Source organism: Pseudoalteromonas sp. AWM4_233 (assembly GCF_056158285.1).
This window is the reverse complement of record NZ_JBSWSZ010000035.1, coordinates 1-3,443: the sequence shown is the minus strand read 5'-3', so window position 1 is coordinate 3,443 and position 3,443 is coordinate 1. Positions and strand designations below refer to the sequence as shown.

Here is a 3,443-nt window from a genome sequence, read left to right as displayed (position 1 = left end):
TTTGTGCTTGGTTGAGTTACGTATTGCTAAGGTTAACGACGGTTAGATTCACCTCTTACACAGCACCTAGGTTTCATCATGATGGCGTAAAATCATCTGACAAATAGGCTTAGGTAAATGCCAAGAAGACGCCAAGTAATAACCGACAATGGTATGATTTACTGGATATATCTGCTCTTCATAATAAAGCAGACTTTGCTCACCTCTCTGATAGGCTCGAGTCATCAAGTCATTATAGTTATCAAAGCGCATAGCCATTGCGGGTATCCCTGAGTCATGGAATAAACCCAGTAATTGTAGGTTTTCTAATGGGACAGTGGTTTTTATTTGCTTACCGATAGCTATCGCTAGTTGCGACATATCGGTAGCATTATCCCAAAATCGCTGCAACGAAATACAACAATCTTCTTGTTTAAAAGCATTTTTAAGCAAGTGACCCGTCACTAATTGTGTGATGCAATTTACACCTAAAAACATCACGGCCTGGCGAATATCTGTAATGGTTCGAGACATACCATATGCCGGAGAGTTAATGACTTTTAAGACCGCAGCGGCAGTGCCCACATCTTCACAGGTGCTGTGTAAGAGGTGAATCTAACCGTCGTTAACCTTAGCAATACGTACTGTTATGTTCACTTCGTTCAGTTACGTATTGCTAAGGTTAACTTTCGTTGTTGACTCGACGGTAGCAGCACCTGCCAGAGGCCTCCAGATGTCGTATAAAGTGTTGTAAACAGCAGCAAGAGGGCGATGCTGATTAAGTTATTTGTCGTTGCGACTCCCTGAGTCAATCCACTTAATCCAGAAGCAATGGAAATCCCTGTACTATCAACCCAAACAGAAAGTGAATGGTAAAAGCTCTCTGGTAGCCAAAGATGCCAGGGGAGGAATATTTCAAATACACGAGTGGCTGCAATCAGTACCATAGCCATGACCGCGCAATTGATAAAAGTACCGTAGTAAATGGCCTTTAATGCTCGAAGTGTATTCTGAGCCTTTTCCACTATAACGAACCAAAGTCAGCTCTGCATCTGTCAGGACGCCAGCGCGTCTCCATGCGCCACTGATTAAAAAGCCGAGCATCAAAAATGCAAGACCATAAATCCATAGTCTCCATGACGAGAATAAACCACCTGTGACCATCAAACCTGTCACTAATAATGGCGTGTCGGCAGCAAATTGTGTTGCAGCCATAGAAAGACCTGCTTGCCAGCCTTTTAACTTTCGACCAGCTAGAAAATACTCTGTTGACGAGTGGGAAGCTTGGCTTTTTACGCGGAAACCAACCCATAAACTGTAGGCCATAAACAGCAGTAAAATGCTGTAATCCATCCATTCTAACATGATAATTATTATATTTATTTAGAATCTTTAACGATTAAGATTAAATGATAGAATCAATGCTGTAAACAATTTTGGTACGCAGAACTATAGAATTGGACGTCAATGAAAAAGATATAAATTGAACAAAGGCTTAGAAGAGTCACCTTCTAAGCCACTTATTTTATTCGTTAGCAACTGCCACGAACAATGAGGTCGGTTGGAGGTGTAGGGTGTGTCATGTTCGGTGATGTTGAGCAAGCGTTTTGCTGCTTCTCTTCCTTTATCAATACTTCTTTGACACATGGTTGTCAGTCCTGGGTAAATATGTTCTCCATCATCAATTCCATCAAAACCAACAATGCAAACTTCAGCGGGGATCTGAAGCGCATTCTTTCTTGCAACATTCATAGCACTTAGGGCAATACGATCACTCATGCAGAGTAAAATTTGAGCGCCTTGAACAATTGCTCGCTGTGCAATAATTTCTGATTGGCTTGCCACATTTTTAGGGATACTGTAGATGCTATATTCAGTGATATTATGGTCAGTCAGTGCTTTGATATACCCATCTAAACGACGCTTGGAAATCGAAGTATTAGACCCATAACAGTCGGCCATCTCCAGTTCACCTAAGTGTTTTTTCTTGGATAACTTTAATCCGAGGATGGCAACCTGTTTTTCCGGGTTTTGTGAGAGGGTATAGTCTGCAATTTTATAAGCACTATCTTCGTTGTCGATATGGACTGAAGCGTAATCATGTAGGTCAAAGTCAACAGTAACCATTGGCTTTCGTTGGAGTTGAATTCGATTCAATGTTTCTTTTTCTTCCGGCGCACCATAGAGGATAAACCCATCAGGTACAGCTTCTACGCTATAGTTTTGTGCGCCTTGGTGTTTGTTCAGAAAAGAGAAGGATATTAATCCCCTCAGCCTCTGCGACCTCAGAAACGCCTTGTAGGAATTGCGCAGCGACTGGATCAGAAAAGCTGTACTGAATTGGATCGGCCAAGTAGACACCGATAATGCCTGTTTTACCTGTTCTTAAGCTCCTTGCAGCTGCGTTTGGCCCTGTATATCCAAGCTTTTCGCAGGCTTTCATGATTTTCTTTCTTAAAGCTGGTGAGAGTTGAATCGGGTCGATTGAAGGCATTGGAAATAGTTGCGCTGGAAACACCAGGTTTTTGCGCAATATCCTTCAAGGTGTAAGGTTTTTGTTGTGTGTTCATATGTTCTTGGGAGATTAAAAAAGACTCCATCGTAAGGGTTGGTGATTCAGATGGCAATTCTTCATTGTGTGGATTTGGAAGTGATGAGAAATACACCCTAGTCAAAAGGCACTCTTGTAGCTACCTTTTTAGAATGTGTCAGATGGAAATTGAAATTACATGCATCGTTTTTTTTTATGTGTTTTTGTGCTTTATGCGAGTCTCGCTAAGTCAGCAGAATCTGACAGATTTAGAGTATATAACGGAGCACTATCCACCTTATAATTTTAAAGAAAAAGGTCAATTAAGAGGTATCGCGGTGGAACTGCTTGAGCTAGCGACCCGAGCAAAAGGTCCCCCTGTACTGCCGAGAATGGTCAATTTGGAGCCTTGGGCAAGAGGTTATCAGAAAGTACTCAAAGGACGCATGAAAGTCCTCTTTTCGATGACGCGTACACCAAAAAGAGAAAAGTTATTTCTTTGGGCAGGGCCCATCACGGATACACGAGTGGTCGTTTTAGCGAAAAAAGGTCGGGAAATCAAAATCACCTCACCTGATCAGTTCATACACCATTGGTGTTGTGCGTGATGATATTGGAGAGCAATCACTCAATACATTGGGAATAGAAGATAAGAGCCTACAATTGTCTCCATTTCCAGAAGTGGTGGCCAAAAAGCTCCATGCCAATCGTGTGGACATGTGGGCTTATGAAGCACGTGTAGCGCAATGGGTGATGCGACAATTGGGGATTAACACCAACGCATATGAAGAAGTCTATGTACTCACAGAAGGGCAGTTATATTTTAGCTTTAGCTCCGATGTGAGTGATGGATATATTAACGGATCTACAAGAAGGTATTGATGAAATCCGTAAAGCAGGTCGCCTAGAAGCGATATTGGCGAAGTACCGATAA

5 protein-coding genes and 1 pseudogene are annotated in these 3,443 nt (G+C 42.1%); 2 read left to right on the top strand and 4 right to left on the bottom strand.

From position 1 onward, the window contains the following. Positions 1-75 precede the first annotated feature (75 nt). The 4 genes and pseudogenes from ACXAC4_RS19090 to ACXAC4_RS19075 all read right to left on the bottom strand — a co-directional run. Positions 76-567, bottom strand: a pseudogene (locus ACXAC4_RS19090) (HDOD domain-containing protein); the annotation flags it as partial. 327 nt (positions 568-894) lie between these two features. Continuing rightward, complete coding sequence (locus ACXAC4_RS19085; RefSeq protein ID WP_475164719.1) at positions 895-1,344, bottom strand: sodium:solute symporter family transporter; 450 nt, start codon at positions 1,342-1,344, stop codon at positions 895-897. A 99-nt stretch (positions 1,345-1,443) separates the two neighbouring features. After that, positions 1,444-2,106 (bottom strand): substrate-binding domain-containing protein, encoded by a 663-nt coding sequence (locus tag ACXAC4_RS19080; RefSeq protein WP_475164713.1) that lies wholly within the window; start codon positions 2,104-2,106, stop codon positions 1,444-1,446. An 88-nt stretch (positions 2,107-2,194) separates the two neighbouring features. Then, positions 2,195-2,512, bottom strand: a complete 318-nt coding sequence (locus ACXAC4_RS19075; protein ID WP_475164710.1) for a hypothetical protein — start codon at positions 2,510-2,512, stop codon at positions 2,195-2,197. A gap of 179 nt (positions 2,513-2,691) precedes the next feature. Between ACXAC4_RS19075 and ACXAC4_RS19070 the strand changes: the two genes are divergently transcribed. Together ACXAC4_RS19070 and ACXAC4_RS19065 are read left to right on the top strand one after the other, a co-directional pair. Continuing rightward, positions 2,692-3,117: a substrate-binding periplasmic protein gene (locus ACXAC4_RS19070; protein ID WP_475164708.1), complete on the top strand. Its 426-nt coding sequence runs from the start codon at positions 2,692-2,694 to the stop codon at positions 3,115-3,117. Continuing rightward, a complete protein-coding gene (locus ACXAC4_RS19065; RefSeq protein ID WP_475164705.1) occupies positions 3,110-3,391 on the top strand; it encodes a hypothetical protein in 282 nt (93 codons plus the stop codon). Before ACXAC4_RS19070 ends, ACXAC4_RS19065 begins: the two co-directional genes overlap by 8 nt. The last annotated feature ends 52 nt before the right edge of the window (positions 3,392-3,443 follow it).